The 26,275-nt window shown below is 70.8% G+C and carries 25 protein-coding genes and 3 tRNA genes; 7 read left to right on the top strand and 21 right to left on the bottom strand.

The genetic code is table 11. The features are described 5' to 3' along the window. Nucleotides 1-74 precede the first annotated feature (74 nt). A complete protein-coding gene (locus ABD770_RS09730; protein WP_344819354.1) occupies nucleotides 75-704 on the bottom strand; it encodes a DNA-directed RNA polymerase subunit beta in 630 nt (209 codons plus the stop codon). Between the two features lie 65 nt (nucleotides 705-769). Here ABD770_RS09730 and ABD770_RS09725 point away from each other — a divergent pair. Together ABD770_RS09725 and ABD770_RS09720 are read left to right on the top strand one after the other, a co-directional pair. Continuing rightward, a tRNA-Lys gene (locus ABD770_RS09725) sits at nucleotides 770-842 on the top strand. A 120-nt stretch (nucleotides 843-962) separates the two neighbouring features. Continuing rightward, nucleotides 963-1,790, top strand: coding sequence for a serine hydrolase domain-containing protein (locus tag ABD770_RS09720; protein WP_344819353.1), 828 nt, complete (start codon nucleotides 963-965; stop codon nucleotides 1,788-1,790). Nucleotides 1,791-1,827: 37 nt separating this feature from the next. Here the strand turns inward: ABD770_RS09720 and ABD770_RS09715 are convergent, their stop codons facing one another. The 14 genes from ABD770_RS09715 to ABD770_RS09650 all read right to left on the bottom strand — a co-directional run bounded on the left by ABD770_RS09715 (nucleotide 1,828) and on the right by ABD770_RS09650 (nucleotide 14,048). Beyond that, the gene (locus ABD770_RS09715; protein WP_344819352.1) at nucleotides 1,828-2,607 is read right to left on the bottom strand and encodes an SDR family oxidoreductase; all 780 of its coding nucleotides are present in this window, start codon (nucleotides 2,605-2,607) and stop codon (nucleotides 1,828-1,830) included. A 53-nt stretch (nucleotides 2,608-2,660) separates the two neighbouring features. Further along, nucleotides 2,661-3,314 (bottom strand): IMPACT family protein, encoded by a 654-nt coding sequence (locus ABD770_RS09710; RefSeq protein WP_344819351.1) that lies wholly within the window; start codon nucleotides 3,312-3,314, stop codon nucleotides 2,661-2,663. A gap of 28 nt (nucleotides 3,315-3,342) precedes the next feature. Continuing rightward, the gene (locus ABD770_RS09705) at nucleotides 3,343-3,879 is read right to left on the bottom strand and encodes a DUF1697 domain-containing protein (protein ID WP_344819903.1); all 537 of its coding nucleotides are present in this window, start codon (nucleotides 3,877-3,879) and stop codon (nucleotides 3,343-3,345) included. Nucleotides 3,880-3,881: 2 nt separating this feature from the next. Next, nucleotides 3,882-4,496 carry an isochorismatase family protein gene (locus ABD770_RS09700; RefSeq protein ID WP_344819350.1) on the bottom strand — a complete coding sequence of 205 codons (615 nt, stop codon included), beginning with the start codon at nucleotides 4,494-4,496 and terminating at the stop codon, nucleotides 3,882-3,884. Between the two features lie 74 nt (nucleotides 4,497-4,570). Continuing rightward, nucleotides 4,571-4,642, bottom strand: a tRNA-Thr gene (locus ABD770_RS09695). A gap of 82 nt (nucleotides 4,643-4,724) precedes the next feature. Beyond that, on the bottom strand, nucleotides 4,725-6,239 hold the full coding sequence (locus ABD770_RS09690) for an alpha/beta hydrolase (RefSeq protein WP_344819901.1): 1,515 nt from the start codon (nucleotides 6,237-6,239) through the stop codon (nucleotides 4,725-4,727). Between the two features lie 32 nt (nucleotides 6,240-6,271). Further along, the gene (locus tag ABD770_RS09685; protein ID WP_344819349.1) at nucleotides 6,272-7,429 is read right to left on the bottom strand and encodes a DNA polymerase III subunit delta'; all 1,158 of its coding nucleotides are present in this window, start codon (nucleotides 7,427-7,429) and stop codon (nucleotides 6,272-6,274) included. Nucleotides 7,430-7,492: 63 nt separating this feature from the next. Beyond that, complete coding sequence (tmk, locus tag ABD770_RS09680) at nucleotides 7,493-8,119, bottom strand: dTMP kinase (RefSeq protein WP_344819348.1); 627 nt, start codon at nucleotides 8,117-8,119, stop codon at nucleotides 7,493-7,495. Beyond that, entirely contained in the window at nucleotides 8,116-10,941 is a 2,826-nt protein-coding gene (topA, locus tag ABD770_RS09675) for a type I DNA topoisomerase (RefSeq protein ID WP_344819347.1), read from the bottom strand. Before topA ends, tmk begins: the two co-directional genes overlap by 4 nt. 209 nt (nucleotides 10,942-11,150) lie before the next feature. Then, a complete protein-coding gene (locus ABD770_RS09670) occupies nucleotides 11,151-11,477 on the bottom strand; it encodes a helicase (protein ID WP_344819346.1) in 327 nt (108 codons plus the stop codon). Between the two features lie 52 nt (nucleotides 11,478-11,529). Then, on the bottom strand, nucleotides 11,530-11,904 hold the full coding sequence (locus tag ABD770_RS09665; RefSeq protein ID WP_344819345.1) for a TadE family type IV pilus minor pilin: 375 nt from the start codon (nucleotides 11,902-11,904) through the stop codon (nucleotides 11,530-11,532). Then, a complete protein-coding gene (locus ABD770_RS09660; protein ID WP_344819344.1) occupies nucleotides 11,901-12,104 on the bottom strand; it encodes a DUF4244 domain-containing protein in 204 nt (67 codons plus the stop codon). Before ABD770_RS09660 ends, ABD770_RS09665 begins: the two co-directional genes overlap by 4 nt. Nucleotides 12,105-12,156: 52 nt before the next feature. Continuing rightward, nucleotides 12,157-13,053, bottom strand: coding sequence for a type II secretion system F family protein (locus ABD770_RS09655; RefSeq protein ID WP_344819343.1), 897 nt, complete (start codon nucleotides 13,051-13,053; stop codon nucleotides 12,157-12,159). Continuing rightward, nucleotides 13,050-14,048: a TadA family conjugal transfer-associated ATPase gene (locus tag ABD770_RS09650; RefSeq protein ID WP_344819342.1), complete on the bottom strand. Its 999-nt coding sequence runs from the start codon at nucleotides 14,046-14,048 to the stop codon at nucleotides 13,050-13,052. Before ABD770_RS09650 ends, ABD770_RS09655 begins: the two co-directional genes overlap by 4 nt. A gap of 391 nt (nucleotides 14,049-14,439) precedes the next feature. On the opposite strand from ABD770_RS09650, the gene acs reads away from it, so the two are divergent. Beyond that, nucleotides 14,440-16,410, top strand: a complete 1,971-nt coding sequence (gene acs / locus ABD770_RS09645; protein WP_344819341.1) for an acetate--CoA ligase — start codon at nucleotides 14,440-14,442, stop codon at nucleotides 16,408-16,410. 65 nt (nucleotides 16,411-16,475) lie between these two features. Here the strand turns inward: acs and ABD770_RS09640 are convergent, their stop codons facing one another. After that, nucleotides 16,476-16,934 carry a RidA family protein gene (locus tag ABD770_RS09640; RefSeq protein ID WP_344819339.1) on the bottom strand — a complete coding sequence of 153 codons (459 nt, stop codon included), beginning with the start codon at nucleotides 16,932-16,934 and terminating at the stop codon, nucleotides 16,476-16,478. Further along, on the bottom strand, nucleotides 16,931-17,155 hold the full coding sequence (sp36, locus tag ABD770_RS09635; RefSeq protein WP_344819338.1) for a Sp36 family protein: 225 nt from the start codon (nucleotides 17,153-17,155) through the stop codon (nucleotides 16,931-16,933). Before sp36 ends, ABD770_RS09640 begins: the two co-directional genes overlap by 4 nt. Before the next feature lie 81 nt (nucleotides 17,156-17,236). On the opposite strand from sp36, the gene ABD770_RS09630 reads away from it, so the two are divergent. The 4 genes from ABD770_RS09630 to ABD770_RS09615 all read left to right on the top strand — a co-directional run bounded on the left by ABD770_RS09630 (nucleotide 17,237) and on the right by ABD770_RS09615 (nucleotide 21,856). Continuing rightward, complete coding sequence (locus ABD770_RS09630) at nucleotides 17,237-19,828, top strand: transglycosylase domain-containing protein (RefSeq protein ID WP_344819337.1); 2,592 nt, start codon at nucleotides 17,237-17,239, stop codon at nucleotides 19,826-19,828. Beyond that, nucleotides 19,825-20,763, top strand: coding sequence for a metallophosphoesterase (locus ABD770_RS09625; RefSeq protein ID WP_344819336.1), 939 nt, complete (start codon nucleotides 19,825-19,827; stop codon nucleotides 20,761-20,763). Before ABD770_RS09630 ends, ABD770_RS09625 begins: the two co-directional genes overlap by 4 nt. Nucleotides 20,764-20,818: 55 nt before the next feature. After that, a tRNA-Pro gene (locus tag ABD770_RS09620) sits at nucleotides 20,819-20,895 on the top strand. A 190-nt stretch (nucleotides 20,896-21,085) separates the two neighbouring features. Next, nucleotides 21,086-21,856, top strand: coding sequence for an HAD-IIB family hydrolase (locus ABD770_RS09615; protein ID WP_344819335.1), 771 nt, complete (start codon nucleotides 21,086-21,088; stop codon nucleotides 21,854-21,856). Between the two features lie 105 nt (nucleotides 21,857-21,961). On the opposite strand, the gene ABD770_RS09610 is transcribed toward ABD770_RS09615, so the two are convergent. The 4 genes from ABD770_RS09610 to mqo form a co-directional block, all read right to left on the bottom strand. Beyond that, nucleotides 21,962-23,221 carry an alpha-hydroxy acid oxidase gene (locus tag ABD770_RS09610; protein ID WP_344819334.1) on the bottom strand — a complete coding sequence of 420 codons (1,260 nt, stop codon included), beginning with the start codon at nucleotides 23,219-23,221 and terminating at the stop codon, nucleotides 21,962-21,964. A 31-nt stretch (nucleotides 23,222-23,252) separates the two neighbouring features. After that, nucleotides 23,253-23,987: a FadR/GntR family transcriptional regulator gene (locus ABD770_RS09605; protein WP_344819333.1), complete on the bottom strand. Its 735-nt coding sequence runs from the start codon at nucleotides 23,985-23,987 to the stop codon at nucleotides 23,253-23,255. A 99-nt stretch (nucleotides 23,988-24,086) separates the two neighbouring features. Next, on the bottom strand, nucleotides 24,087-24,716 hold the full coding sequence (locus tag ABD770_RS09600) for a thymidine kinase (protein WP_344819332.1): 630 nt from the start codon (nucleotides 24,714-24,716) through the stop codon (nucleotides 24,087-24,089). A 10-nt stretch (nucleotides 24,717-24,726) separates the two neighbouring features. Further along, on the bottom strand, nucleotides 24,727-26,145 hold the full coding sequence (mqo, locus tag ABD770_RS09595) for a malate dehydrogenase (quinone) (protein ID WP_344819900.1): 1,419 nt from the start codon (nucleotides 26,143-26,145) through the stop codon (nucleotides 24,727-24,729). Nucleotides 26,146-26,275 lie beyond the last annotated feature (130 nt).

Below are 26,275 nucleotides of genomic sequence, written 5' to 3'. Positions count from 1 at the left end.
AACTTCTGCCGCTTCGAGCGGCCTTCCGCCGAGAGGCGTTCTTGCGGCCCGGTCTTCCTCCGTTCGGGGCCCGATCAGCCGAGCGCGCCGCGACGCCAGGCCCGGGCGGACGCCGACAGGTCCTCGGCGTAGTCGCTGAGCCGCAGCGCACGCGTCGTGAGGTCGCCGGCCCGGCCCGGCTCGGTGGGCTCGTAGTCGTCCGCCGTGTGCGTGGCGCCGGACGCCTGCACCCGGCAGTACGCCGCCGCGCGCTCCAGCGCGACGGCGAAGTCTCCGCGGAACGCGCCGCGCAGGATGGTGTCGACCAGGGCGACCAGCTCGTCGGGGCTCGCCGGTGTCGGTGCACCGGCGATCACGGCATCCGCCGATCGCAGTTCGATGCGGCCCCGCTCGTACAGCAGCGCCGTCGTCGAGGGGTCGCTGCGGATCGCGACCTGGAGCAGGTGCAGACGCCACAGTGCGCCGGGCAGCGAGCGCGCGGGGGCCTGCGCCCACAGCTCGGCGAGGTCGTCGATGCCGTGTTCCGCGGTGAAGGCGATCAGTCGTTCGGTGGCCTCGCCGGTGGCATCCGTCCGGGTCCGCTCGAGCAGAGCGGATGCCGTGGCATGCGCGACACGGGACTTCTCGGCGGGGTCGGCGGCTCCGACGAGATTGTCGAAGGCCGCGGGCGGACGCCGGACGGGACGGTGGAACTGCTGTGGCACCCGATCCAGGGTACGCGTCCCCGCGGGCGACAGCACCCGGTCAGGACGAATAGACTGGACGGTGCGGGCCTCTAGCTCAGTCGGCAGAGCATCGGACTTTTAATCCGCGGGTCGTGGGTTCGAGCCCCACGGGGCCCACTATCGGCAGTCGTGCCGTGCATGCGGTGGCCCCTGCCTCCCGCGCAGCGGGCGGCAGGCTGCGAAGATGGAACACGCGCCCTGATCACGGGGTTCGAGGAACCGGCCGGAGGAGGCCCCATGACCGCTCTCGACGACGCCCTCGCCGTCATCGACGCCTGGCCGGTCGACACCGCCGCCGCAGCGGTGGTCACTGCGGACGGGACCGTGCGGGCGGCCCACGGGGACGTCGACCGCCCTTACCGGCTGGCATCGGTCACCAAGCCGCTGACGGCCTACGCGGTGCTCATCGCCGTGGAGGAGGGCGTGTTCTCGCTCGACACCCCGGCCGGTCCGGCCGGATCCACCGTGCGGCACCTGCTCGCGCACGCCTCCGGTCTCGACATGAGCGAGAACAGGGTGCGCGCCGAACCCGGCACCCGCCGCATCTACTCCAACCGGGGCTTCGAAGTGCTGGCGGAAGCCGTGACCGAGCACTCCGGCATCACGTTCCCCGAGTACCTCGACGAGGCCGTGCTCCGCCCACTGGGCATGACGTCCTCCCGACTCGCGGGCTCCGCCGCCGCGGCCGGGGTCTCCACGGCGGCCGACCTCTCCCGCTTCGCCGCCGAGCTGCTGCGCCCCGCCCTGCTGTCGGAGGGGATGCTCGCCCTGGCCGCCTCCGTGGCCTTCCCCGGCCTGATCGGCGTGCTGCCGGGGTACGGCATCCAGCGCCCCAACGACTGGGGTCTGGGCTTCGAGCTGCGCGACCACAAGTCGCCGCACTGGACCTCCGCCGCGAACTCTCCCGCCACCTTCGGCCATTTCGGGCAGAGCGGCACGTTCCTGTGGGTCGACCCGGTCGCCGGAGCCGCCGTGGTCGCCCTGGCCGACCGCGACTTCGGCCCCTGGGCGATCGAGGCCTGGCCGCCCCTGTCCGACGCCGTGCTGGCCGCACTGCGGGGCTGACGGGCTCCGACATGCGGAAGCCCGGTGGACGCCCGGGTCAGAGGATGCCGGGGTACGCCCCGCCGTCGATGAGCAGGCTCTGACCGGTGATGTACCCGGCGTGCTGCGAGCAGAGGAACGCGCAGGCCGCGCCGAACTCATCAGGGTCGCCGAAGCGCCCCGCGGGCACCCGTCCGGCACCCTCGGCCGCAACGGTCTCGACCGGAACGCCTCGCTCGGCCGCCTCCCTCGCATGCAGGGACCGCAGCCGGTCGGTGGCGAAGTAGCCGGGCATCATGAAGTTGATCGTCACATTCGCCGACGCCACGTCTCTCGCGACACCGGCGAGGAACCCGGTCAGGCCCGCCCGCGCCCCGCTGGAGAGGTCGAGCCCCGCGATCGGCATCTTCACGGAGAACGAGGTGATGCTCACGATCCGCCCGAACCGTCGCTCGATCATGCCGTCGATGACGCGCTGGACGAGTTCGACGGGCGCCGCCATGTTCGCCGTGACGCCCGCGAGCAGCGCGTCCCGGTCCACCTCGCGGAAATCGCGGAACGGCGGGCCGCCGTTGTTGTTCACGAGGATGTCGACCTGGGGCACGGCGTCGACGAGGTCCTGCTGGACGGCCGGGTCCGCGACGTCCCCCGCGACGGTCCGCACGTCGGCGCCCGTCTCGTCGCGGAGGCGCTGCGCCGCCTGCTGCAGTGCGGCCTCGTCCCTGCCGTTGAGCACGACGACGGCGCCGTCCCGCGCGAGGGCCGAAGCGCATGCGTACCCGAGTCCGGCGCTCGATGCGGCGACCAGGGCGAATCGCCCGCGAAGTCCGAGATCCATGATCCGATTCTCCTCCTGCTTCCCGGGCCGTCGCTCACCGACGCCCGGTGGGCTCAGCGCGGCACATCCACCACGCGTTCCACGCCGGTGACGGACGCCGTCACCGAGCCGCCCGAGACCGCCGCGACCTCGGCGCTCAGCGGCTCGATGCCGTCGGCCGGGGACCACACCTCGAACACCGCCTGCTGCGCGTACTGCGGCTCGCCGAGCACCGCGCCGTGCCGGCGCGTCCAGTCCCGCAGCACGCTGTCGAACCGTCCGGCGTCGGCATGCGGCACGGCGACCGTCACCTGAGCGAGCAACCGCCGATCAACGAGATCCGCCAGATCCAGCGCCTCCGACACCGCAGAGGAATATGCCCGCACCAGACCGCCTGCGCCCAGTTTGATCCCGCCGAAGTAGCGGGTGACGATGGCGACGATGTCGGTCAGCTCACGTCTGCGCAGCACCCCGAGCATGGGGGTGCCCGCTGTGCCGGACGGCTCGCCGTCATCCGAGGACCGCGCCCGGTCACCGATGAGCCCGGTCACCTGCGCGCTGCAGTTGTGCCGGGCATCCCAGTGCCGCTTCTTGACCTGGGCGATGATCTCGTCGGCCGCGTCAGGGGAGGACGCGGGTGCGACGTGCGCGATGAACCGGGATTTCCTGATCACCAGCTCGTGCTCGACGGGTGCCGCGATCGTGGCGGGATGCAGCGGCGAGGTCACCCTCCCAGGCTACGCGACCCGTGCCTCCTCACGCCGTGAGCTCGACGAGCCTGCGCAGCGTCAGGAGGTTCCTGGCGGTGCCGGCGACGCCCAGCGCCCGGTCCAGCACCGCACGGGTCAGTTTCGTGCCGGCGACGCCGCCGTCGCCGTAGTCGATCCACAGGTCGTGCCCGATGAGCGCGATCCGCTCGCCGGGTCGCAGGCGCGTGCGCAGCGCGTCCGTGGCACCCGGCGCGGGCTCACCGGCCAGGAACATGACGTGCAGGGCGGAGTCGACCTGCACGTCCGGGAACGGATTCTCCGCCAGAGCGCGCTCCAGCGCATCATGGGATCGGACGATGACGGGCGTGTCGACGTCGAACGCCTCGCGGATCAGTCCGCGCACCTGCTCGGCCGTCGCCGCCGGGTCGCCGGTCACGTCGGCGATCACATTGCCGCTGGCGATGTACGTGGTGATGCGCTCCAGGGCGGTCCGCTCGGCCAGCAGCGTGCGCAGCTCGGCCATCGGGACGCGGTTGCGCCCGGAGACGTTGACCGCCCGCAGCAGCAGTGCGCAGCGCCGCATCGTCACGCGCCGGATGCCGTGTGCGGGCTCTGCCCGACCTCCGGCCGGGCATCGACGAGCTCCGCCCCGGCGTGGACGAGCTCGGCGAGCGCGGCCTCGCTGCTGTCCGCTCCGACGCCGGCGACGAGGTCGGTGAGCACGCGCACGTGCACGCCGTGCGCGATGGCGTCCAGGCTCGATGCGCGCACGCAGTGGTCGGTGGCGATGCCCACGACGTCCGCGTCGGTGATGCCGTGCGCGGCGAGGATGCCACCGACGGTGCGGCCGTCCTCGGCGGTGCCCTCGAACAGGGAGTACGCAGGGATCCCCTGCCCCTTGCGGACGTGATGGGTGATGGCATCCGTCGCCAGCAGCGGGTCGTACTCCGCCCCCTCGGTGCCCGCCACGCAGTGCGCCGGCCAGGAGTCCACGTAGTCGGGCTCGGCGGAGAAGTGCCCGCCGTTGTCGCCGACGGGGTCGTGCCAGTCGCGGGAGGCGATGATCACCGTGTAGTCGCCCGATCGCTCGGCGAGGAGGGCGCTCACTCCGGATGCCACCGCGTCCCCACCGGCGACGGCCAGCGCCCCGCCCTCGGTGAAGTCGTTCTGCACGTCGACGATGAGAAGTGCTCTGCTCATGCTTCGAGGGTACGCGGCGCGACTGACAACGGGAACGCCGAAGGGCCCGGGACGTCGTCCCGGGCCCTTGTCCGAGCCACCTGTCAGGATTGAACTGACGGCCTTCCCATTACGAGTGGGATGCTCTACCACTGAGCTAAGGTGGCGTGCGCAGCGCACTGCGGCACAGGCAAAGATCTTACTACGGCGAGGCTGTCACCGCGAAACCGAGCGAACCCCTCGCTCTCCTCACTCGCAGCGCAGCCCGTCCTGGGGCACCGTCCCGTCGATGAGGAATCCCTCGACGGCCGAGTCCACGCATCCGCTGCCCTTGTTGTAGCCCGTGTGGCCCTCACCGACACGGGTCACCAGCACGCCGTCCTCGAGCTGATCCGCAAGCGACGCCGACCACTCGTAGGGCGTGGCCGGGTCGTTCGTGGTGCCGACCACGACGATCGGCCCCGAGCCGGGCGCCGTGATCGCCTCGCGCACGCCGACCGGCGGGTACGGCCAGACCTCGCAGGGGTCCGGTGCCTGCCAGTACGGGGCGAAGGTCGGGGCGTGCGCCTCGAGCTGCGCCTGGGCGGCGTCGAGCTCGGCCTGACCGTCCTCGACGGGATAGTCCATGCAGTTGTACGCCCGGAACGCCTCGGCGGAGTTGTCGGCGTAGCCGCCGTCCGGATTGCGGGCGTTGTAGGAGTCGGCGAGAGCGAACATCACCGAGGAATCGCCCTGGAGCACGGCCGTGAGCGCCTGCGTGAGGTACGGCCAGCTGTCGGCGCTGTACAGCGCGGCGATCACACCGGTGACCATGGTGTCGGCGGTGAGCATGCGCCCGTCGCCGTTGCGCATCGGGGCGCGGGACACGCTCGCCAGCAGGGCGCGGAAGTCGGTGAGGGCCTCGTCGAGTGCGCCGTTGAAGGGGCACTCCCTCGTGGTCAGGCAGTCGGCGAGGTACGCCCGCAGCGCCGACTCGAAGCCCGCAGCCTGGGTCACACCCACCTCGAGTCCGGACACGGTCGGGTCGATCGCCCCGTCCAGCACCAGCCGCTGCGCGCGCTCCGGGTACAGCTTGGCGTAGGTGGCGCCGAGGAAGGTTCCGTAGGAGTATCCGAGATAGTTCAGGGTCCGGTCCCCCAGCACGCCCCGGATGAGGTCCATGTCGCGAGCGGAGTTCACGGTGGTGATGTACGGCAGGATGCCGTGGCTGTTGGCCTCGCAGGCGTCGGCGAAGCTCGCATCCCGTGCGGTCAGCGCCGCCTCCCACTGCGGCGTGTTGCGCGGTTCGTCCACGACACCGTACAGGTAGTCGTCCATGGACGTCGCATCCAGGCAGGACACCGCCGTGGAGCGCCCGACGCCGCGCGGGTCGAACCCGATCACGTCGAACCTCTCGATCAGGGCCGCGCCGACGGCGAAGCCGAGGCTGTCGGCGACGAAGTCGTAGCCACTGCCGCCGGGCCCTCCGGGGTTGACCAGCAGGGATCCCTGCGCCTGTCCGGAGGCGCGGTGCCGAACGATCGCGAGGGAGATGTCACCGTTCCCCGGGTCGTCCCAGTCCAGCGGGGCGGTGATGTCGGTGCAGTCCATGCCCGCTCCGCAGGCCGTCCAAGCCGGCTGCTGGGAGTAGTAGGGCAGGAGTTCGGCAGGCACTCCGGTGACATCGGGCGAACGGGTTTCCGAGGGCGCGGGCTCGGGGATCTGCGCGTACAGGCATCCGGAGAGCGCGACGGACGCGACGGCCACGCCTGCCAGGGCGGTCATGAGGCGGCGCAGTGCGCGCCGTGCGCGTGCGGTCACGGGGTCCTTCCGCTGGAGATGGTCACCAGGAGGCTCTCCGCTGCCAGCAGAGGCGAGACGTTGCGCTCCAGCGACTCCCGGGTGTCGGCGATGGCGTCGAGGGCGATGAGGGAGCGCTCGACCGGCCAGGCGGCGGCGAGGGCGTCGAGCTCGGCCCTCAGCTCGCTGTTGATGAGGCCGTCGGTGCGGCCGAACTGCAGCATCACGACATCGCGGTACATCGACTGCAGGTCGGTGAGCACCCGGTCGATGCCGTCGCGGAGGCTGCGCGAGGCGCGCTTGCGCTGGTCGTCCTCGAGCGCGGAGATCTGCGGGCGCACCGCGGGCGGCACCGCCTGCCCCTCGGCGACGCCCACGGTGCGCAGCAGGGCGGCGCGCTCGGCGGCGTCGCGCTCGGCGGTGAGCGCCTTGGCGTCGTCGGTCGCGGCCTGGATGATGCGCCCGGCCACCTCGACGGCCGTGCCGACGCCGCGCACGTTCAGCACGGCGCGCAGGGTCTCCTCCCGCCTGCGGCGGGCGCCCTCGTCTGTGGCGAGCCGCTGCGCCATGCCGATGTGGCGCTGCGCGTGTCGGGCGGCCTGCTCGGCTGTGGCGGGGTCGGCTCCGGTGCGCAGCGTGATGAGGCGTGCGACGTCGGCGACCTCGGGCTCGCGCAGGCGCAGGGCGCGCACTCGAGAGCGGATCGTGGGAAGCAGGTCGGCTTCGCTGGGGGCGCACAGCACCCAGATCGTCCGCTCCGGCGGCTCCTCGAGCGCCTTCAGCAGCACGTTCGAGGTGCGTTCCACCATGCGATCGGCGTCCTCGACGACGATCACTCGGTAGCGCCCCGCGGAGGGGGCGAAGTAGGAGCGCTCGACGAGTTCGCGCGCCTCCTTGATCGTGATGATGATCTTGTCGGTGCGCAGCGCCGTGAGATCCGGGTGCGTGCCGGCGAGGACCTGCCGCATGGTGTTCTCGTCGTCCGGGTGCTCGGCGATGAGCGCCGCGGCGAACGCATACGCCAGGGTGGAGCGTCCTGAACCCGGCGGACCGGTGATGAGCCACGCGTGAGAGAGGGCAGCGGGGTCGGATGCCGCCTGCTGCAGCGTCTGCACCGCGCCGTCCTGACCCCACACCTCGCTCCACGGTAAGGGGGCGATTCCGGCGGCGGTCATGGTCTCCAGCCTAACCGGCGCACCCGACATCCCCGTGCTCCCGCCGAGCAGGGCTGGGTGCCGTCAGAGATGGACGGCGATGCGGGCGCGGATCACGGCGGCGATGTCATCCGGGTCCTGCGCGGCGTCCACGACGAGGAAGCGCTCCGGCTCCGCCTCCGCCAGCCGCAGGTACGCGTCCCGCACGCGGCCGTGGAACTCCGCCTGCTCGGCCTCGAGCCGGTCGAAGGGCTTGTCGGCGGCGTCCAGCCGCCTGCGCGCGTCGGCGGGGTCGATGTCCAGCAGCACCGTCACGTCGGGCAGCGCGTCCTCCGCGGCCCACAGCGACAGGTCGCGGACCTGCGCGGCGTCCAGCACCCGGCCCGCCCCCTGGTAGGCGACCGAGGAGTCCAGGTAGCGGTCCTGGATGACGACCTCGCCGCGCGCGAGCGCCGGACGCACGAGCGTCGCCACATGATGCGCGCGATCGGCGGCGTACAGCAGTGCCTCCGCCCGCGGGGCGATGTCACCGCGATGATGCAGCACGATCCGGCGGATCAGCCCGCCGACCTCCGTTCCGCCGGGCTCGCGGGTCTGCAGCACCGTGCGCCCGCGCTCACCGATCCATCGCGCCAGCCGCTCGGCCTGCGTGCTCTTGCCCGAGCCGTCACCGCCCTCGAAGGTGATCCACAGTCCCGGTGCGGGGCTCACGATCCCGCCGTCTGCTTCTTCGCCGCCGCGTTCGCCGCCCGCGTGGCCGCGGCCTTCTTCGCCGCAGCGGATCGTGCGGCCGCCTTCTCGGCATCCGTCCTGGCCGGTGCCTTGGTGGAGGACTTCGCCGCCGTCTTCTTCGCGGGAGCCTTCTTCGCGGCGGTCCGGCCGCGCTTGGGCGCAGGGCCCTTGGCCCGCTTGTCGGCGAGCATCTGCACGGCGATCTCGAAGGTGATGTCGTCGGGGGTCTGCCCGCGCGGGATCGTGACGTTGGTCTCGCCGTCGGTGACGTACGCGCCGAAGCGCCCGTCACGGATGCGGATGGGCTTGCCGCTGACGGGATCGGCGTCGAACTCCTTGAGCGCGCTGCTGGCTCGACGCGCCCCGTACTTCGGCTGCGCGTACAGCTCCAGCGCCTTCTCGAGGGTGATCTCGAAGATCTGCGCCTCGTTCTCCAGCGAGCGGGAGTCGGTGCCCTTCTTCAGATACGGTCCGAAGCGACCGTTCTGCGCGGTGATGTCCTCACCGGACTCCGGGTCCTGCCCCACCACACGAGGCAGGCTGAGCAGCGACAGCGCCGTGTCCAGGTCGATGGTGTCCACCGACATGGACCGGAACAGCGAGGCCGTACGCGGCTTGGGCGCAGCCTCCTTCTTGGTGCGCTTCTTCTTGGCGGGCGGGGCGTCCACGACCTCGCCGGTGCTCTCATCCACCGCGGCGTCCTCGGCGACGGGCTCGTTCTCCTGCACGTAGGGCCCGAACCGGCCGTCCTTGACGACGATGACCTTGCCGTTGTCGGGGTTCACGCCCAGCACGCGGTCGCCCGCGACCGGTGCGTCGACGAGCTCCTGCGCCTTCGCCGCGGTCAGCTCGTCGGGGGCGAGATCCTCCGGCACGTTGACGATCCTCGGCTTGGCGTCCGGGTTCGCCGGGTCGATCACCTCGAGATATGGGCCGTATTTGCCGAACCGCAGCGTGACGGTGTCGGTGATGCGTGTGGAGTTCAGGGCGCGGGCGTCGATCTCGCCGAGGTTGTCGACGATCTGCCGCAGCCCGACGTGCGCGTCCGAGCCGAAGTAGAAGGAGCGCAGCCACTCGTTGCGGTTCTGCTCACCGCGGGCGATGGCGTCGAGGTCGTCCTCGAGGGCGGCCGTGAAGTCGTAGTCGATCAGCTCGGCGAAGTGCTCCTCGAGCAGGCGCACGACGCTGAACGCCAGCCAGGTGGGCACGAGCGCCTGCCCGCGCTTGGTGGCGTAGCCGCGATCGAGGACGGTGCCGATGATGCTCGCGAACGTGGACGGACGCCCGATGCCGTGCTCCTCGAGCGCCTTGACCAGCGACGCCTCCGTGTAGCGGGGCTTGGGGGTGGTGCGATGGCCCTTGGCCTCGGCATCCGCCATCACCAGCTCGTCGCCGACGGCGACGGCGGGCAGCGACTGGTTCGCGGCCGAGTCCTGCGCGTTGCGCTTCTCGTCGCGTCCCTCCTCGTACGCCTCCAGGAACCCCTTGAAGGTGTACACGGTGCCGGATGCCGTGAACTCGAGTCGCTTGCCGTCGGCCTCCGTCTCGAGGGTGACCGTGGTGGTCTCGTACTTGGCATCCGACATCTGGCTGGCGACGGTGCGCTTCCAGATCAGCTCGTAGAGGCGGCTCTCCTCACGGTCCAGCTGGGAGGAGACGGATGCCGGAGTGCGGAACGTCTCTCCGGAGGGGCGGATGGCCTCGTGCGCCTCCTGCGCGTTCTTGCTCTTGGACTTGTACACGCGGGGTTTGAGCGGCACCGCGCCGTCGCCGTACAGCGCGACGGCCTGACTGCGGGCGGCCTGGACGGCCTGCGTGGACAGCGCCGTCGAGTCGGTGCGCATATAGGTGATGTACCCCTTCTCGTACAGGCGCTGGGCGACGCTCATCGCCTGCTTGGCGCTCATCGAGAGCTTGCGACCGGCCTCCTGCTGCATCGTGGAGGTGGTGAAGGGGGCGTAGGGGCTGCGCGTGCCGGGCTTGGCCTCGACCCTGCTGACCGTGGCCGCACCGGATGCATCGACGGCCGCGGCGAGGGCCGCCGCCTCCGCCTCGGACAGCACGACGACGGCCTTCTTGAGCTTCCCGGTGTCGTCGAAGTCGGTGCCGCGGGCGAGCTGCCCGCCGTCGACGCGCACGAGCCGCACCCCGAAGCCCTGCCCCTGGCCGGAGGCGGTCGCCTCGACGTCCCAGTACTCGGCGGAGACGAACGCCATCCGCTCGCGCTCGCGGTCGACGATCATGCGTGTGGCGGCGGACTGCACGCGCCCCGCCGACAGGCCGGACTTGACCTTGTACCACAGCACCGGGGAGACGTCCCAGCCGTACAGCCGGTCGAGGATGCGGCGCGTCTCCTGCGCGTCCACGAGCGCGAGGTCCAGGTCGCGGGTGCGCCCGACGGCCGCCTGGATCGCGTCCTTGGTGATCTCGTGGAACACCATGCGCTTGACGGGCACCTTGGGCTTGAGGGTCTCCAGCAGGTGCCAGGCGATGGCCTCGCCCTCGCGGTCCTCATCGGTGGCGAGCAGGAGCTCGTCGGCGGTCTTCAGCGCTCGCTTGAGCTCGGCGACGGTCTTGGCCTTGCGATCGGAGACGACGTAGTAGGGGTCGAAGTCGTTGTCGACGTCGATCGAGTACTTCCCGTAGGCCTTCTTGTCGGCGGCGGGGATGTCGCGCTTGTCGGCCAGGTCGCGGATGTGGCCGACCGAGCTGAGCACCTCGTAGCCGTCGCCGAGGTAGCCCTGAATCGATCGCATCTTCGTCGGGGACTCGACGATGACGAGCTTCTTGCCTTGTGCCAAGAGTGCGTCCTTTCTCCGAAGCACACCATACACACCGCTCTTCTGGGGCGGGCACAGCATCGCACGGGCACGATGCCGCCGGTGCCGAAGGCGGAGACGAGGGGTCTGGGCCGCCGGCAGCCCTCGTGCATCCGGAGCGGATACGGGATGCGGCGACCAGACCAGAGTACGCGGAACAGCGCCGCACCGGCGGCATACGAGCCATCGCGTCATCCGCCGGGCGGACCCGCCCTGGCACGGGATGCCGCCACCAGCCCCGCGAAGGGGGCCGCGACCTGCACGGTCGCCGTGAGCCCCTCGACCGTGCAGGCGGTCAGCGCTGTCCCCGACGCGGACGCGACCCTGGCGGCCAGCACGCAGGGGTCCTCGTCGGTCACGATCGCCCCGGATGCGGCATCCGCTGCGGCGACCGCCGCCGCATCCGCCGCCCCCGCCGCGCGCTGAGCGGTGACCGCCGCGCCGCCGACGCCCGCCAGCCCGACCGACAGCGTGGCGGCGACGGTCAGCACGCCTGCCGCCAAGGCGGTGCCGGCCATGCTCCCCTCCTTCTGCCGAGGATCCTCCTGTCGTGGTGGCCCGGCCGCGCATTCACAGACCACCGCGCAGCGCACAGCTGCGCATGCGCAGCGGGATGCTGATCAGCCTGCCGACGCCGACCCGCGCGGACGCGGTGACGCAGACCAGGTCATCCGCATCGCTCGCCGACATCCGGGCGCCGTCGACCGACGCGCGCACCACGCCCGCGGCGCGATCGGCGCCCTCGCCGCGCCCCAGCAGTCGCGCGGCGTCGGCCGCGGCGTCCTGCAGCGCCACCTGGGTGGCGGCGGTGTGCAGCGCTCCGACGCCCAGCAGCAGCGTCAGCAGCACGGCCGGCAGCGCGATGGCGAGCTCCGCGACGACCGAGCCCCGCTCCCGGGCGTCATGGTCTGCGGCGGATCCCCTCCCCCGCACCGCGCCGGTCATGACACCGTCAGCGCCCGCCGCACGAGGTCGGTGAGGATGCCCCGCACCTCATCACTGCGCATGATCACCACCAGCAGCCCCGCGAACGCCACCGCCGCCATCGTCGTGATGGCGTACTCCGCGGTCGCGGCTCCGGACTCGTCCGTGAACAGGCGGGCGGCGCGACGCCGGGTCAGTTCGGGCAATTCGTCGTTCGTCATGTCATTCCTTCTCTCTCTCGTCCGAGGCGTCTCTCGCCCGGATGGGCCGGGGTCACACCGGCAGCGGCGTGGAGCCCAGCACGCTGAGCATCAAGGGCGCCACGCCCAGCAGCAGGAAGGCCGGCAGCGTGCACGCCCCCAGCGGCAGGAGCAGTGCGGAGGACAGCCGGGCCGCGCGGACCCGGCCCTGCACCCGCGCCTGCTGGCGCTGCTGCGCGGCCGCGGCGCGCAGCAGCGCCCCCGCGGGCACACCCGCGCTGCGGGACAGCTCGAGCACAGCATCCGTGGCGGCCCGACCCTCGACGGACTCGGCCGTGCTGTGCTCGACCAGCCGCAGCGCCCGCGGGATCCCCGCTCCGCCGGAGAGCGCGACGGCCACGAGCTCGGCGTGCATGCCGGGCGTACCCGGGTCCGGTGCGGCACGGCGCACCATGCGCGCGGTCCACAGCCTCGCCAGACCCACCAGCGCCAGGCCGGCCGCCGCGCAGACGATGCCGAACGGGTTGGTCAGCAGCACGCCGACCGTGTCGAATCCCAGCGCGAATCCCAGCAGCAGGCCGGCCAGCGGCAGCCACAGCAGCAGCCGTGCGGTCCCGGCCGGCTCGGCGAGCGCGATGCGCACGTCGTCGGCGGCGGAGGCCGCGTCCTGCAGCGACTCCGCGAGCGAGCGCAGCACGTCCGCGAGCGGCGCGCCCACGATCGTGGCGATCTCCCAGGCCGACGCCACGTCCGACCACGTCCCGCCCTCCGCATCGATCGCGCCCGCGAGTTCCGCTCCGGCGGCGCACCTGTCCACGACCCGGACGGCGACGGGGTCGCCGGTGTCGGCCAGATGACGCCACGCGGTCATGGGCCTGGCACCGGCCTGCAGCAGCACCGCCAGGGTCCGCACGGCGGCCGCCGCCGCGGACGCATCCGGATCCCGTCGAACGGGCCGTCTCAGCCTCACCACGGCTCCACCTCGACGATCCCCAGCCGGTCCCCGTCGACGGTGAACCTTCCCGCGTGGGCGAGGCGCCGCCGGCCGTCGGAGCCGCGCTCCAGGTGCAGCACGATCGTGAAGGCGCTCACCGCCTGTCGCGCCAGCGCGATCGCGTCCATCCCCGCGAGCGCCCCCAGCGCCTCCAGCCGGGCGGGCACGTCCGCCAGACCGCTGGCGTGCATCGTGCCGGCGCCGCCGTCGTGCCCGGTGTTCAGCGCGGTCAGCAGTTCGCGCACCTCCTCGCCGCGGCATTCGCCGACGACGAGACGGTCCGGCCGCATCCGCAGTGACTCGCGCACCAGCATCGCGAGCGTGATCCGCCCGGCGCCCTCCAGATTCGGCTGTCGTACTTCGAGGGAGATGTGATGCGGATGCCGCGGCCGCAGCTCCGCGACGTCCTCGATGGTGACGATGCGCTCCCGCTCGCCCACTTCCGACAGCACGGCGGTCAGCAGCGTGGTCTTGCCCGTGCCGGTGCCCCCGGTGATGAGGATGTTCGCGCGCTCCGCGACGAGCGAGCGCAGCCACTCCCCCTGCCGCGCGGAGAAGGTGCCGGATGCCGCCAGCGCGTCCAGGTCGGCACCGAGCACGCGCGGCACGCGTATCGACAGCGCCGTGCCGGACACCGAGACGGGTGCGAGCACGGCGTGCACGCGGATGCCGCCCTCCAGGCGCACGTCCACGCACGGCGACTGGTCGTCGAGGTGCCTGCCGCCCGCGCCGACGAGGGCGACGGCGAGGTCGCGCACCTCCCGCTCGGACGCCTCCCACCCGGCGATCCGCTCCGCCCCCGAGCCGCGGTCGACGAAGAGCCCGCCGGGCCCGTTGACGAAGATGTCGGTGGCCCGCGGGTCCTGCACGTGCTCGGCCAGGGCGCCGAAGACGGGATCGACGGACAGCGCGGGGGCGACAACGCCTGCGCGCGCCGCGCCGCGGGGTCGGAGCACGAACGGATCTGGCATGCCACGACGCTAGATCGGCGAACGGACCCGCCGACCGCGGAATCCCGGCGGCTGTGCACAACCCGCGGGATCCGCCGACTGTGCAGGGAGAACGCCCGCATCCGGACGACGCCGGAGAGGCCGAACACCCGCCCCGAAGACGCCGAAGGGCGGCACCTCACGGGGGGAATGAGGTGCCGCCCACGCGCGACCCGCGTTCGAGGGTGTCGGGCGCGCTGAAGCCGGAATGAGATTCGGCTGAAGTCAGCTTATGCAGGCGGGAACGTCGACGCAAACGCCGCGCACTACCGACTTTCGGCAGTAGGCCCCCGCCGGGGGTCCGGCTAGATTCGCCCTGTTCCGCGACGAGTCCCGTCACGACCAATCAGTCAGCGCAAAGGAGCGAAGAGCCATGAGCAGCCAGATCGACCATCTCCTCGACGAGCCACGGAGATTCCCGCCCTCTCCGGAGTTCGTCGCCCAGTCGATCGACGATCCGACGATGTACGACCGTGCCGCCGCCGACCGCGAGGCGTTCTGGGGCGAGCAGGCCCGCGAGTTGCTGACGTGGAGCAAGCCGTTCACCAAGGTCCTCGACTGGTCGAACGCCCCGTTCGCGAAATGGTTCGACGACGGCGAGCTCAACGTCGCGTACAACTGTCTGGACCGCCATGTGGAGGCCGGCAACGGCGACCGCGTCGCGATCCACTGGGAGGGCGAGCCCGGCGACTCCCGCAGCATCACCTACGCCGAGCTGACCGACGAGGTCAAGCGCACCGCCAACGTGCTCGCAGGGCTCGGCGTCGGCCACGGCGACCGGGTCGCCATCTATCTGCCGATGATCCCCGAAGCCGTCATCTCGATGCTGGCCGTCACCCGTCTGGGCGCCATCCACTCGGTCGTGTTCGGCGGATTCAGCGCCGACAGTCTGCGCTCGCGCATCGACGACGCCGGGGCGAAGCTCGTCATCACCGCCGACGGGGGCTGGCGCAAGGGCAGGGTCTCGGCGCTCAAGCCCGCCGTCGACCAGGCGCTCGGCGACCGGCACGGCGAGGGCGAGCAGGCCACCGTCGAGCACGTCCTCGTCGTCAAGCGCGGCGGCAACGACGTCGACTGGACCGAGGGCCGCGACATCTGGTGGCACGACGTGGTGCCGCAGGCCTCCGCCGAGCACGAGGCGCAGGCCTTCCCCGCCGAGAACCCGCTGTTCATCCTCTACACCTCCGGCACGACCGGCAGACCCAAGGGCATCCTGCACACCACCGGCGGCTACCTCGTCCAGTCGGCGTACACGCACAAGTACGTCTTCGACCTGCATCCGGACACCGACGTGTTCTGGTGCACGGCCGACATCGGCTGGGTCACCGGCCACTCCTACGTCACCTACGGCCCGCTGGCCAACGGCGCCACGCAGCTCATGTACGAGGGCACCCCGGACTCCCCGCATCCGGGCCGCTGGTGGGAGCTGATCCAGAAGTACGGCGTGACGATCTTCTACACCGCGCCGACCGCCATCCGCTCCTTCATGAAGACCGGTCGGCACATCCCCCAGCAGTTCGACCTGTCCAGCATCCGTGTGCTCGGGTCGGTGGGCGAGCCCATCAACCCCGAGGCGTGGATGTGGTATCGCGAGGTGATCGGAGCCGGCACCGCGCCCATCGTCGACACGTGGTGGCAGACCGAGACGGGCGCCATCATGGTCTCGCCGCTGCCGGGCGTGACGGCCACGAAGCCCGGATCGGCCCAGGTCCCCTTGCCGGGGATCTCCGTCGACGTCGCCGATGACGACGGCAACGAGGTGGGCAACGGCAAGGGCGGGCTACTGGTGATCACCCGGCCGTGGCCGGCCATGCTGCGCGGCATCTGGGGCGACCCGGAGCGCTTCAAGGAGACATACTGGAACAAGTTCCAGGACCGCGGGTACTACTTCGCCGGCGACGGCGCCCGCCTCGACGAGGACGGCGACCTGTGGCTGCTGGGCCGTGTCGACGATGTGATGAACGTCTCCGGCCACCGGCTCTCCACGACGGAGATCGAGTCCTCGCTGGTCGCCCATGAGGCCACCGCCGAAGCCGCGGTGGTGGGCGCGAACGACGAGACCACCGGCCAGGCCGTGGTCGCATTCGTGATCATCAAGCAGAGTTACCTCGACCAGCACTCGCCGGAAGGTCTGGTGTCGCAGCTGCGCGCCTGGGTCGGCGAGCAGATCGGCCCGATCGCCCGTCCGCGTGATGTGTACATCGTGAACGAGCTGCCGAAGACCCGCTCCGGGAAGATCATGCGTCGGCTGCTGCGGGACGTCGCGGAGGGCCGTGAGGTCGGCGACACCACGACGCTGGCCGACACCATGGTGATGAGCACCATCTCCGACCAGGTCAAGTAGCCCGACACCGAGGCCCCGCTCGGATCCTGAGATCCGGGCGGGGCCTCGGCCGTGTGCACGGAGCGTCAGGCGAGGATGAACGCGACCTCGACCTCGACGGGCGAGTCCAGCGGCAGCGACGACATGCCGACCGCCGCACGCGCGTGCCTGCCCGCGTCGCCGAAGATCTCGCCGAGCACCTCGCTGGCGCCGTTGATCACCCCGGACTGGTCGGTGAACGACGGGTCGGAGGCCACGAAGCCGCCCACCCGCAGCACGCCGGCGATCCGGTCGACACCGCCGGCGGCATCCGCGGCCGCGGCGAGCGCGTTGAGCGCGCACGTGCGCGCGTACCCCTTGGCGGCCTCCGCGTCGACCTCCGCGCCCACCTTCCCCGTGGCCGGCAGCGCGCCGTCCGTGAACGGCAGCTGACCGGACGTGTACACCAGGCCGCCGTGCACGACGGCGGGGACGTAGGCCGCGACGGGTGCGGCGACGGGGGGAAGATCGATGCCGAGCTCCTCGAGACGCTCCGATACGCTCACTTGCTCTCCTCCTCGAACTGACGTGCGGCTTCCGCAGCGGCGGCGAGGCCCGCGTTGGCCTCCTGATCCTGCTCGACGGGGCGCTTGAAATAGGCGACGAGTCCGCCCTCGGGCCCCTGCACGACCTGCACGAGCTCCCAGCCCTGCCTGCCCCAGTTGTTGAGGATCGCGGCGGTGTTGTGGATCACCAGCGGTGTGGTCAGATACTCCCACGTAGTCATATCGCTCCTGCGTATGGTCGACCGACGGCTCGGGACGGCAGTCGAGGCTTCTATTCAGGGAACTCCCCTACCATCAAGCGTATGCCCCAAACGAATCGCACGCTGAAGGGTGTGCTCGGTGGTCTGCTGGGCCTGGTCGGTCTGAGCGCGGTCGCCGGGGTGCTGGCGACGGCCGCCGTCACCCCCGCCATCGCCATCGCCGGCGTCAGCGGATCGCAGGCCCTCAGCATCTTCGAGGACCTCCCCAACAGCCTCACTCCCGGCGTCCCCATGGAGCCGACCGTCTTCTACGCGAAGAACGAGGACGGCAAGTGGTTCGAGCTGGCGAAGTTCTTCGACCAGAACCGCGTGCCGGTGACCTTCGATGAGGTCTCGCCCGTCCTGTACGATGCGATCCTGTCCAGCGAGGACAAGAACTTCTACTCCCACGGCGGCATCAACCTGGGGGCCACAGTCAAGGCCGTGTACGACAACGTCCGGGGCACGTCGTCACGCGGCGCCTCGACGATCAGCCAGCAGTTCGTCAAGAACGTGCTGATCCAGCAGTGCGAGCAGGACGTGTCGCCGGGCGAGGACGGCTACCAGGAGCGGCTCAACCAGTGCTGGAAGGACGCCACCAACCCCGAGGGCGCGGAGGGCGTCGAGCGCAAACTGAAGGAGATGCGCTACGCCATCCAGATCGAGAAGGACTACTCGAAGAACGACATCCTTCTCGGCTACCTGAACATCGCGAACTTCGGCGGCCAGACCTACGGCATCGAGGCCGCCGCGAACTACTACTTCGGGACCACGGCGAAGAATCTCACCCTCGACCAGGCGGCGACCCTTGCCGGTATCGTGCAGAACCCCAACCGCTTCCGCATCGACAAGCCGGGCGGCTCCTGGACCGACAGCACGGGCACGGCGCGCAACAGCGAGGAGGACGGCTGGGCGGATGCCAAGCTCCGGCGCAACTACGTGCTGGACCGCATGTGGGAGGACGGCAAGATCACCAAGGCGCAGCATGAGGAGACCACCGCGCTCCCCATCACGCCGAGCATCCACGCCACCACCCAGGGCTGCATGGCGGCCGGCAAGCAGGCGTACTTCTGTCAGTACGTCAAATCGGTCATCGAGCAGGACGAGGCCTTCGGAGCGACGGAAGCCGAGCGCAGGGACACGCTGCGCCGCGGCGGAATGCAGATCTACACGACGCTGGACATGCGCATCCAGAACCCCGGCAACGAGGCCATGAAGCAGTACGCCCCGGTCTACCTCGAGGGCAAGAGCTTCGGCGCCACCGGGGTGACCATCGAGGCCGACACCGGGCGCATCCTCGCGATGGTGCAGAACACGACGTTCAAGGAGACCGCCGACGCGAACACGGCGAAGGGCGAGACCAGCATCGTGTACGCCGCCGACAAGGACCACGGTCAGTCCATCGGCTTCCCGGGCGGTTCGACGTACAAGATCTTCACGCTGCTGGAATGGCTCAAGCAGGGGCACTCGGTCAACGAGCTCCTCGACGGCCGCTGGCATTCGGGCAAGGAGACCTTCACCACCTGCGGTCGGCAGGGCACCTGGCCGCTGAGCAAGAACTTCGCCAGCAACCCGGGGTACGTCGGCACGCCCATGCGCTTCACCGCCGCGTCGCTGAACACGGGCTTCCTGGCGATGGCGGAGCAGCTGGATCTCTGCGACATCAACAAGACCGCCGCATCCCTGGGCGTGCACTACGGGAACATGTCGCCGGTCACCGAGCCGAACTCCAGCGACAAGTCCCCGAACGACCCGTACCCCTCCGTGCTCGGCTCGAAGCAGATCGCGCCGATCCAGATGGCCGGCGCCTACGCGACGATCGGCAACAAGGGTGTGCACTGCACTCCGAAGGCGATCGACAAGGTCGTGGGGCCCGACGGCGAGGAGATGCCGCTGCCCGATTCATCCTGCACCCAGGTGATCTCCCCCGAGGTCGCCGCCACGGCCGCGTACGCGCTGCAGGGCGTGATGAACGGCGGTACGGGTGGTCCGGCCAACCCGTACGACGGCACACCGCTGATCGGCAAGACGGGAACCCACCAGGACGCCGGTACCGCGATGGCGATGTCCAGCACCAAGGCCGCCACGTTCGTGTACGCCGGGAAGGTCCAGGGCGAGGATTACAAGCTCAACCGCGAATACTTCAACGGCAGAGCCCTGAACACGGTGCGCTACACGGTGTCGAAGGCGCTGCAGCGCGCCGCCGACCGGTTCTACCCCGGGACCTCGTTCCCCGCACCGGACCGGAACCTCACGCGTCGCGTCATGAAGGATCTGCCCGATGTCATCGGCAGGTCGATCGAGGAGGCGACCTCGATCATCGAGGACGCGGGCTTCACCGTCCAGGTGGGCGATCCCGTCGACAGCACGGTCGGCGCGGGCCTTGTGGCCGCGCAGACCCCGGGTGCGGGCAGTGTGCCCAGCGGCACGACTGTCACGCTGAGCCCGAGCACCGGGAATCCACCCGCCGCGGACGTGCCCGGAGTGGTGGGAGCGAAGTTCAACCAGGCGAGGAAGACCCTGGAGGACGCCGGATTCCACGTCAACGACGACGGCTGCCACGGCAATGACCCTGTGACGGGCCAGGACCCCGGCGCGGGGACATCCCTCCATCCCGGTGCCACCATCACGCTCACGTGCGAGGGCGGGGATTGACCCCTCCGCGCCGCAGGCACCCGGCCCTCATCGCACTCGGCGCGGTGGGGGCCGTCGGCGTCGCAGCCATCACCTGGGGCGTGGGCGTCGAGCGCTACCTGTTCACCGTCCGCGAGGCCGTCGCCCCGGCACTGGCCCCCGGCAGCGCCCCGATCCGTGTACTGCATCTGTCGGATGCGCACATGGCGCCCTGGCAGCATCGCAAGCAGCGCTGGCTGGCGTCACTGGCTGCGCTCGAACCGGATCTGATCGTGAACACCGGCGACAACCTCGGGCACGTCGACGGGCTCGACGGCGTCCGTCGAGCCTTCGCTCCCCTGGCCGGGATCCCCGGCGTCTTCGTGCACGGCTCCAATGACGTGCAGGCGCCCTCGCCGCGCAACCCGCTGAAGTACTTCGCCGGCCCGTCCACACACCGCCGCACGGTGCCATCGCTGGACACGGATGCCCTGGACGCGTTCTTCACGGATGAGCTGGGCTGGCATGGGCTGAACAACGCCGCCGCACGGCTGGAGGTCGCAGGACACACCATCGACCTCATGGGCGTGGACGACGCGCATCGCGACTGGGATCGGCCGGAGGCGCTCCCCGCCGCGCTGGAGGCGCTCGGGGCCCGCCCGGAGCGGGCATCCGTCTTCGGGGTCACGCACGCGCCCTACCAGCGCGTGCTGAACGGCTTCCTGGAGCTGGGAGCGGATGCCGTGTTCGGCGGTCACACCCATGGCGGGCAGGTGCGCCTGCCCGGCTACGGGGCCCTGGTGGCCAACTGCGACATCCCGCTGAAGCAGGCCGGCGGCCTGAGCACGTGGACGCATGACGGGCGCACCGTGCCGCTGAACGTGAGCGCCGGGTGCGGCCACTCCATCTACGCCCCGGTGCGCTTCGCGTGCCGACCCGAGGCGACGCTGCTGACGCTGACGGCGCGCTCCGCCTGACCCCGCGGATTCGGCGCCGCGGCCGTGCTCATGTAGACTTGAACGGTTGCAACAACGGGGTGTGGCGCAGCTTGGTAGCGCGCTTCGTTCGGGACGAAGAGGCCGCAGGTTCAAATCCTGTCACCCCGACCAAATGCCGCTGATCCCCGCCCGGAGGGCGGGGATCAGCGGCATTTCCGTCCGGGACGCCAGCGGGGCCCCGCCGCGCAGGAGGCTCCACCCGCCGCCCGACCTCCCCGACGAAACGACCTCTCGATGACGAGCGGCGGGTGGAGGGCACGGTGGGGACGCACCCAGCCCCCTCCGATACCCTGGGAGCATCATGATCTCGCCCCGCCTGGTCGCCTTCGACCTCGATGACACGCTCGCGCCGTCCAAGGGGCGCATCGACTCCCGCATTGCCGATCTGCTGCGCGCACTGCTGCATCGTGTGGACGTGGCGATCATCTCCGGTGGCAACGAGGAGCAGTTCCGCGTGCAGGTCATCGCGCAGCTGGTCGGCACCCCGGCATCCGATCTGGTCCGCCTGCATCTGCTGCCCACCTGCGGCACGCGCTACCTGCGCCATGACGGCGAGGACTTCTCGCCCGTCTACGCCCATGACCTCGCCGACGACGAGAAGTCGGCGGCGCTCACGGCGCTGCGCGAGGAGGCCGGACGGCTGGGCCTGTGGGAGGCGAAGCCGTGGGGGGAGATCCTCGAGGACCGCGGCTCGCAGATCACCTTCTCCGCGCTCGGCCAGCTGGCCCCGCGCGAGGCGAAGCACGCGTGGGACCCGGACGGCGCCAAGCGCGCCCGACTGCGGGATGCCGTGGCGGCGCGCCTGCCGGGGCTGGAGGTGCGCTCCGGCGGCTCCACGAGCATCGACATCACCCGCGCGGGGATCGACAAGGCATACGGGATGCGTGAGCTCGCCGAGCGCACGGGCATCCCCCTCGCCGACATGCTCTTCTACGGCGACCGCCTCGACGAGGGCGGCAATGACTACCCGGTCCTCGCGATCGGCGTTCCCTGCGTGGCGGTGGAGGGCTGGGAGGACACCGCCGACCGGCTGGACGACCTCCTCACCCGGATGTCGGCGCGCGTCGGCTGACCATGGCCGGCCCTCGGCATCCGTCCGCCCGCCCTGGGCCGTTCCGTCGGGGTGTGTCGCACTCCCGGCGGCCCGGCCGTGCGCACCGGCGGCCCGGCCGACGGTTCAGCGGACCGCGGCCTCCGACGCCGCACCGGCGACGGGCACCAGGCGCGCGAGCTGCGTGACGTGCGCGGGGGTGAGCTCTGCGAGCGAGGCGACTCCCAGCAGGCGCATGGTGCGCTCGATCTCCGAGCGCAGGATCGCGATCGTGCGGTCCACGCCCGCGCGGCCACCGGCCATGAGGCCGTACAGGTACGCCCGTCCGACGAGGGTGAAGTCGGCCCCCAGGGCGACGGATGCCACGATGTCGGCGCCGTTCATGATCCCGGTGTCGATCATGACCGTGAAGTCGTCCCCCACGGCCTTGCGCACATGCGGCAGCAGGTGGAACGGGATGGGGGCGCGGTCGAGCTGGCGACCGCCGTGGTTGGAGAGGACGATGCCGTCGACGCCGGCATCCTTCAGTTTCAGGGAGTCCTCGACGGTCTGCACACCCTTGATGACGATCTTCCCGGGCCACAGGTCGCGGATGACGGCGAGGTCGTCGTAGCTGATGGTCGGGTCCATCGCGGCGTCCAGCAGCTCGCCGACAGTCCCTCCGGTCGAGGACAGCGAGGCGAACTCCAGCTTGGGCGTGGTGAGGAAGTCATACCACCACCAGGGCCGCGGGATCGCGTTGATGATCGTCCCGAGCGTGAGCTGCGGCGGAATGCTGAAGCCGTTGCGCTTGTCGCGCAGACGGGCGCCGGCGACGGGGGTGTCCACCGTGAAGTGCAGGGTGTCGAAGCCTGCTGCGGCCGCGCGACGCGTGAGGTCATAGGAGATCTCGCGGTCGCGCATGACGTACAGCTGGAACCAGTTGCGCCCGGTGGGGTTGGCTGCCTTCACGCCCTCGATCGACGTGGTGCCGAGCGTGGACAGCGTGAACGGGATGCCCGCGGCAGCGGCCGCGCCGGCCCCGGCCGTCTCCCCCTCGGTCTGCATGAGGCGGGTGAATCCCGTCGGTGCGATGCCGAACGGCAGGGCCGACGGCCCGCCGAGGATCTCCACGGTCGTGTCGACGGTGGGAGCGGGTGTGAGGATGCCGGGATGGAACTCGACGTCCTCGAAGGCCTGGCGGGCACGGGCCAGCGACAGCTCGCCCTCGGCGGCGCCGTCGGTGTAGTCGAAGGCGGCCTTCGGGGTGCGGCGCTTGGCGATCGTGCGCAGGTCGTGGATCGTGAGCGCCGCGTCGAGCCGGCGCTTGCGGGCGTTCAGCTCGGGCTTCTTGAACTTCATGAGCTCGAGCAGCTCGGAAGGTCTGGGGAACTGACGCTGGACCATGGTGTCTCCTGTCTTGATGCGCTGCAGCGGGTCAGGGGGTTCGGATGCCACGGGTGAGCCCCGTGGCTGCGTAGTAGCCGGTGATGTGCCGGCGGACGAGGTCGCCGGCGAGGTCGACGCGTCCTGCGTCGACGGCGTTCAGGATCGCGTGATGCTCGCCGCGCAGGCGGTCGACCATGGCGGGCCAGTCGGCGATGCGCGCGGCTCCGTCCAGGACATACGACTCGATCGCGGTGCGCAGGCCGGCCATCGTCGCGGTGATGACGGTGTTGCCGGACGCCTCCGCCAGTGCCAGGTGGAACCTCTGGTCGAGGGCGAGGAACTCCGCGGTCGACAGCCCCTCGGCATCCATCGCCTCCAGCAGCCGACGGGCGCCCCCCACCTCCCGCCCGCCGTCGGCGGCGAGCGCGGCGGCGACGGCGGACTCCAGCACCAGTCGGGTGTCCACGACGTCGGCGAGCGGGAAGCCCTGCGCCGCCACCTGCAGGCGCAGCAGAGCGGACATGCCGCCGGTGGGTGTCGCGATGACGATGGCCCCCGCCTGCGGGCCCGACCCGGTCGCCGTGCGGATGAGCCCCATCACCTCGAGCACCCGCAGCGCCTCGCGCACACTGGAGCGTCCGACGCCGAGGTCCGCGGCGAGATCGCGTTCGGAGGGCAGCCGATCCCCCGGTCCGAGGGTGCCGTCGAGCAGGTCGCCCTCGATGCGCTCCAGCACCGTACGCCAGGCGCGCTGGGTCGCGATGGACGCATCGATCCCCGGCATCCGTCCTCCTGTGGTCTGACCACAGGATACGCACTGTGGTCAGACCACGCAAGCGCACGGGGCGGAACGCTGACGCGAAGGGTCGCGGCCGGGTGCCCGTCAGCCCAGCAGGCCGCCGGACTCCTCCAGATAGCAGGTACCGCACAGCGACTCGTAGGTGACGGCGACGCCGTCGATGGCCACCTGGTCGCCGTCGAAGACGAACTCGCCGTCGACCTTCCGGCCGTTGAAGACGGCCTTGCGCCCGCAGCGGCAGATCGTCTTCAACTCCTCGAGCGTGTGCGCGACGGCCAGCAGGCGCGCGGAGCCGGGGAACACCCGAGTGCGGAAGTCGTTGCGGATGCCGTAGGCCAGCACGGGGATGCCGTCTAGCACCGCGATGCGGAACAGGTCGTCCACCTGGTCCGCCGTGAGGAACTGCGCCTCGTCGACGAGCAGGCAGGCGACATCCGCGGGCGCCGCCGGCAGCAGCTCCTCCTGCGTCTCGGAGCGCACCCGCGCCCGGTGCGCGGCGAACAGGCCACGCGCGTCGTCCTGCGCGGCGATGAGGAAGTCGACCTCGCGGGTCATGCCGAGCCGGCTCTCGATCTGGGAGGCGCCCTTCGTGTCTATCGCGGGCTTGGCCAGCAGCACCCGCTGCCCGCGCTCCTCGTAGTTGTAGGCGGCCTGCAGCAGGGCCGTCGACTTGCCGGAGTTCATCGCGCCGTAGCGGAAGTAGAGCTTCGCCACGGTCGGGCCCTCAGCCCTGCAGCGACAGCGCGCCCGCCGTCTTCGCCATCGTCGTCCTCGCGAGGTCCGGCTGATCGTTGAGCTTCTCCCCCAGGGTGGGGATCAGCTCGCGCAGCGCGGGCTTCCAGCCCTGATACTGCTCCGGGAAGCAGCGCTCCAACAGGCCCAGCATGATCGGCACGGCCGTGGATGCTCCCGGCGAGGCGCCCAGAAGGCCCGCGATCGACCCATCGGCGGACGCGACCACCTCGGTGCCGAACTGCAGGGTGCCGTTGTGCATGACCTGGGCCCTCTGGCCGGCCTGGAGCAGCGTCCAGTCCTCGTCCTTCGCGGACGGCATGAGCTCACGCAGGTCGGCGACCTTGCGGCGGTGCGTCTTCAGCAGCTCCCCGACCAGGTACCGGATGAGATCGAAATTCGTGACGGCGACCTTGAGCATGCTGCCGAGGTTGGTCGGGCGCACCTGCCTGACGATGTCCCAGTTCGATCCGTTCTTGAGGAACTTCGGGCTGAAGGTGGCGAACGGGCCGAACAGCACCGAGGTCTTGCCGTCGACCACGCGCGTGTCCAGGTGCGGGACCGACATCGGCGGCGCGCCCACAGTGGCCTTCGAGTACACCTTGGCGTGGTGCCGGGCGACGATCTCGGGGTTGCTGCTCATCAGCCACTGGCCGCCGATCGGGAAGCACCCGTAGCCCTTGATCTCGGGGATGCCGCTGCGCTGCAGCAGTTTGAGCGCCCATCCGCCGGCGCCGACGAACACGAAGCGGGCCTTGATCTCCCCCGGGGTGCGGCCCAGCGCACGACGGTACCCGACCAGCCAGGTGCCATCGGCCTGCCGTTTGAGCGAGCGGACCTCCTGATTGGTCTGCACCTGCACACCGGACGCGGACAGGTGCGCGAAGAGCTGACGGGTCAACGAGCCGAAGTCGACGTCGGTTCCGCCGGTCACACGGGTCGCCGCGAACGGCTGGTCGGCCTTCAGCCTCTTCTGCATGAGCAGCGGCGCCCAGCTGTTGATGACGCGGGAGTCCTCGCTGTACTCCATGTCGGCGAAGAGGGTCTGCTTCGACAGCTCCTCGAACCGCGCCTTCAGGAACGAGACGTTCTTCTCACCGCGCACGAAGGTCATGTGCGGGGTGGGGTTGATGAACGTGTCCGGCTCGCTGAGCACCCCGCGGTCGACGAGACTCGACCACAGCTGACGGCTGAGCTGGAACTGCTCGTTGATCGCGACGGCCTTGGCGACGTCGACGCTGCCGTCCGCGGCCTGCGGCGTGTAGTTCAGCTCGCACAGCGCGGCGTGGCCCGTGCCCGCGTTGTTCCACGCGTTGGAACTCTCCTGCGCCACCTCGCTGAGGCGCTCGTAGGCAACGATCTTCCAGTCCGGCTGCAGCTCGTGCAGCAGCGTACCCAGGGTGGCGGACATGATGCCCCCACCGATCAGAACGACATCGACGGTTTCGGTCACCCGACAAGTCTAGCCGTCGGCATCCGCTCCCCTTCCGCCCCGTGACCTGCGCGGGCCGTCGGGCGCGAGGCTCCCGCGCAGGGTTCGG

Source organism: Microbacterium soli, assembly GCF_039539005.1.
Taxonomy (GTDB): Bacteria; Actinomycetota; Actinomycetes; order Actinomycetales; family Microbacteriaceae; genus Microbacterium; species Microbacterium soli.
This window is presented reverse-complemented; position numbering and strand designations above follow the sequence as displayed.

Coding starts and splice junctions, on each gene's coding strand:
- ABD770_RS09720 (WP_344819353.1), top strand. CDS start 963: ATGACCGCTCTCGACGACGCCCTCGCCGTCATCGACGCCTGGCCGGTC.
- ABD770_RS09665 (WP_344819345.1), bottom strand. CDS start 11,904: ATGACCGGCGCGGTGCGGGGGAGGGGATCCGCCGCAGACCATGACGCC.
- ABD770_RS09690 (WP_344819901.1), bottom strand. CDS start 6,239: ATGACCGCCCTGGCAGGCGTGGCCGTCGCGTCCGTCGCGCTCTCCGGA.
- ABD770_RS09630 (WP_344819337.1), top strand. CDS start 17,237: ATGCCCCAAACGAATCGCACGCTGAAGGGTGTGCTCGGTGGTCTGCTG.
- ABD770_RS09705 (WP_344819903.1), bottom strand. CDS start 3,879: ATGCGGCGCTGCGCACTGCTGCTGCGGGCGGTCAACGTCTCCGGGCGC.
- ABD770_RS09670 (WP_344819346.1), bottom strand. CDS start 11,477: ATGGCCGGCACCGCCTTGGCGGCAGGCGTGCTGACCGTCGCCGCCACG.
- sp36 (WP_344819338.1), bottom strand. CDS start 17,155: ATGACTACGTGGGAGTATCTGACCACACCGCTGGTGATCCACAACACC.
- mqo (WP_344819900.1), bottom strand. CDS start 26,145: ATGTCCGCCACCCTGGGTACGCTGCTGCACGAGCTGCAGCCGGACTGG.
- acs (WP_344819341.1), top strand. CDS start 14,440: ATGAGCAGCCAGATCGACCATCTCCTCGACGAGCCACGGAGATTCCCG.
- ABD770_RS09650 (WP_344819342.1), bottom strand. CDS start 14,048: ATGCCAGATCCGTTCGTGCTCCGACCCCGCGGCGCGGCGCGCGCAGGC.
- ABD770_RS09605 (WP_344819333.1), bottom strand. CDS start 23,987: ATGCCGGGGATCGATGCGTCCATCGCGACCCAGCGCGCCTGGCGTACG.
- ABD770_RS09660 (WP_344819344.1), bottom strand. CDS start 12,104: ATGACGAACGACGAATTGCCCGAACTGACCCGGCGTCGCGCCGCCCGC.
- ABD770_RS09700 (WP_344819350.1), bottom strand. CDS start 4,496: ATGAGCAGAGCACTTCTCATCGTCGACGTGCAGAACGACTTCACCGAG.
- ABD770_RS09715 (WP_344819352.1), bottom strand. CDS start 2,607: ATGGATCTCGGACTTCGCGGGCGATTCGCCCTGGTCGCCGCATCGAGC.
- ABD770_RS09685 (WP_344819349.1), bottom strand. CDS start 7,429: ATGACCGCCGCCGGAATCGCCCCCTTACCGTGGAGCGAGGTGTGGGGT.
- ABD770_RS09615 (WP_344819335.1), top strand. CDS start 21,086: ATGATCTCGCCCCGCCTGGTCGCCTTCGACCTCGATGACACGCTCGCG.
- ABD770_RS09610 (WP_344819334.1), bottom strand. CDS start 23,221: ATGGTCCAGCGTCAGTTCCCCAGACCTTCCGAGCTGCTCGAGCTCATG.